The sequence below is a fragment of the Aeromonas finlandensis genome, from assembly GCF_000764645.1.
Taxonomy (GTDB): domain Bacteria; phylum Pseudomonadota; class Gammaproteobacteria; order Enterobacterales; family Aeromonadaceae; genus Aeromonas; species Aeromonas finlandensis.
This window is the reverse complement of the sequence record NZ_JRGK01000126.1, coordinates 1-3,310: the sequence shown is the minus strand read 5'-3', so window position 1 is coordinate 3,310 and position 3,310 is coordinate 1. Positions and strand designations below refer to the sequence as shown.

At 61.7% G+C, this 3,310-nt stretch carries 3 protein-coding genes; all 3 read right to left on the bottom strand.

Annotated features, from left to right (window positions below; translation table 11 throughout):
- Positions 1-486, bottom strand: a 486-nt coding sequence (locus LD28_RS0111120; RefSeq protein ID WP_033137036.1) for a GNAT family N-acetyltransferase, incomplete at its 3' end; no start/stop codon positions are given.
- A gap of 95 nt (positions 487-581) precedes the next feature.
- The gene (locus tag LD28_RS0111115) at positions 582-2,783 is read right to left on the bottom strand and encodes a glycoside hydrolase (RefSeq protein WP_033137035.1); all 2,202 of its coding nucleotides are present in this window, start codon (positions 2,781-2,783) and stop codon (positions 582-584) included.
- Between the two features lie 258 nt (positions 2,784-3,041).
- Positions 3,042-3,310, bottom strand: a 269-nt coding sequence (locus LD28_RS23395; RefSeq protein WP_033137034.1) for a DUF2861 family protein, incomplete at its 5' end; no start/stop codon positions are given.

Here is a 3,310-nt window from a genome sequence, read left to right as displayed (position 1 = left end):
CAAGTAATCTTCCTCCTCGAGAGGCGCCGGATAGCTCAGCATCCGCAGGGCATGGCCCTCGTAGTCAGGCTGATAAGGCGGGTGCACATGGGCATAATCGTTAAGGCAAAAGCCCAGCCCCTGATAGAAACGCAGGCGGCGAATGGCAATCTCATCCTCTGGCGGATCGATCTCGAGAATGACGGTTTTTCCCGCCTGTTCGCAAAATTCGGCCAGCAGACGGCTGCCGTAGTTGCGGCCGCGCAGCGCCGGATTGATGGCCAGATGTTCGATATAGATCTGCTCACCGCAGGCCCACCAGAAGATGAAGCCGAGCAACTGGCCGTCCTGATAAAAGATCTGGCAGTGATAGCGAGGATCCCGCATCTTCTGTGACTGATGCTGTGACTGGCGCTGCTCGTAGCGAGGAAAACTCTCCCCATAGATCTGCCAGACCAGCGGCCACGCCGGATGGTTTACCTCTCTAATCACTTCACTCTCAATCATCAGAACTACCTCTTATTCATTTATCGGAATCTTCATCTATACATGAAAAGTTCTGCCACATCATCCTCTGAGTAAATAACAGCCAGGATCCCGGATTAACGGGCGCCATCAGCTTGCGAAACAAACTGCAGCTGGCTGCCATCGGGCAGCAGCGCCAGTACGCTTTGAGCGGCCAGTTTTATCCCTGCCAACTCGGTGGCCGGGCCGAAGTTGGCTATCAGCCGGGTGCCATCGGCAAATTCGCTCTGCTGCACCTCTCCCTTCTTGTCGAGCCAGCGAAAACCGGTGAGGGGCTGGTTGTAGAGCCGTTGGTGTAGCGGGCGGAAGAAGGCATCGAGTCCCTTGAGGTAGGGAATGCGCGCACTGGCGCTATCAAGACTGAGGTTGAGCAGGGGCGGCACGTTGTAGAGCTGCTGCAACAGCTCGATGACCTGACGGCTCTCCTTGAACTTGAGGCTGTCCATCGTCCAGTGGTGGGTGGTCACTATGCTGTCGTGAAAGACGCTCTGGAACAGCGGCAGCCGCAGCGCCGGATCGAAATAGAGCCCCTGATACCCGGGCTTGAGGCGGCTCTGGCGAAAGAAGAACGCGGGCTGATGCTCGGGATACCAGGCCCCCAGATAGTAGGGAGAGCGCTTGTTGCGGCGCATATCAGGATCCTGCCAGCCAAAGCCGCTGGTCTGGGGGCCATGGGCAAAGGCTGCGGTGCGGTTGGCTACCGCCCCGCCCTCCTCGGAGCCCACCAGCACACCCTGACTCTTGGCAATCCACGCCATCCCCGCCATCCGGTTTTGCGCATCCTGCGCCTGAGTGGTCGGCTTGGCCGGGTCGAAATCGTCAAACACCATGCCGGTCGCCGCCACATCGAGGAACCAGCTGTTGTAGTGGCTCGCCTGCTGCAATTTGGGCACCCGCTGCTCCATCACCGGACGCACGCAGGCCTGATTGGTGTAGACGCCGCTGTTTTGAAAGCCGCTCTTGCGCCGTCCGTTCTCCTGCATGATGCCGCAGCGCAGGTAAATATCCTGCCCCATCTGGGCGGTGAGCCAGCTCTGCTGGCGATTCCCCTCCGGCAGCGCGGTATCGTAGGAGTCGTAGGGTGCAATGAGATAACCCGCCTGTTTGGCAAGTTCAATCCCCTGCGGCGCAGCAAAGCCCGCCGTCCACTGGGGCAGCCCCAGCCAGAGTCTGGGAAGATCTGCCTGCTTGAGGGCGGCGATCATCTTGGCCGAGCTACCATCACCCCAGCTCTGTGGCTCGTTGAGCGCAGCGCCCAGTTGCCTTGCCGCCAGCGCGCGCCGGGCGGTGAAATCAGCCGGTTGCTGACCCGGATGGCGCAGCGCGAGCGCCTGAGCCACCCCGGCCAGCACCCGGTTTTGCAGATAGCGGTTGCGCTCAAGATCGGGCGCTTGCAGCGCCGTTTTGCTCTCCCCCTTGAGCCAGTCGGCGGGGATCAGGCGGCGCAGCGCAGGCCAGCTCTTCACATCCTGTGGCACCAGCAGTCGCTCGCCCCAGAGATAGAGGTGAGAGGCACCGATCAGCCGCTTGCCATCCGGCACTGCCGCCAGCTTGCTCTCGAGCGAGACCAGCTCGCCCCGCGCCTGCAGCCAGTTGCGATAGGCCTTGGCCGCCGCCAGCCAGTCGTTGCCCGGCTGCAGCGACACCTCCACCTCATAGGGGTCAGCCAGATTGAGGCGATTGACGCTATGGGTCGCCGTCAGGGCAATGCCCTCTTGCTTCGGGGCAAAGGTGAGCCGGTTGTTGAAGGGGTTGGCAAAGAGGATTGCCAGCTGCTGATCGCCGTGATCCAGCCCGACCAGCGGCAGGGTGAGATCCTCGGTGGTATTGATCCCCTGATACTCCTGCGCCAGCGCCTGGCGCCACGCGGGATGCTCGACCGGGATGCGAAAGCCCTCGTGGATCGGCAGCATCAGCGCCTGCGCCCCTGCCGGCACCCGCGGCCACACCAGCTCGCCAGCACTCGCACGGCTCAGGGTGAGGATCAGACGGTTGCCCTCAAGGCGAGCCAAGGCCCGCACCTCGCCATCGGCATGGGTCAGCCAGCTGGCACGTTCACCCTCCTGCTGCAGGGCGGTGACCGGCTGGCGCGGGCCGGGGGAAGAGATGGCAAGATGCTGGCCCGATGGCAACACAGCCTCGGCCGCCAGAGTCGCGGGATCCAGCTCGATGCGCCACTGATCGTTGGCCAAGGTCAGCGCCTCGGCAGGCAGGGAGAACAGCGGCGCTAACAGCAACAGCGGGCGGATCCGGCTCGCCAGCACGGGAAGAAAAGTCATGGTCGGTGATTCCTGATAAAAACGGGAGCCGCCATTGCAGCAGATCGGCAGGCTCAGATTGTCAGGGCAATGTCAGGATTAAGCCCAGAGCCAAAACGGAGAGGCTGCTCTGCCATTTCCTGTTTAATAGCCCCCACCATCCACTGGCCAATTGTTGCAAATAACATCAGAAAAAAGTGAAAGTTATTGCACCAGCGAAACAATCTGTGACTGAGGCTGCTCATCCATCGCTGCCTGCAACGACTCAACCCCTTGGCATCACTCCACCGGCCCCGCCTGACTGTGACTCAGCTGCAACACCAGCTGACCGCGCTGGCTGGTCTGCACCAGCGAAAGGGTGCGCCAACTGTCAGGAGTGGCGGTTGGCCAGTTAACCGGCTCATCGGGCGCAATCCGGTGCCACCAGAGCAGGGAATATTGCGGGCGAGCCAGCACAGCCTGATCGAGCCAGAGCGGAGTGCACGAAGCGGGATTGGCGGGAGGATTGGCTACCGCCTGCAGCGAGCGGGAGAGCCAGTCCAGATCCT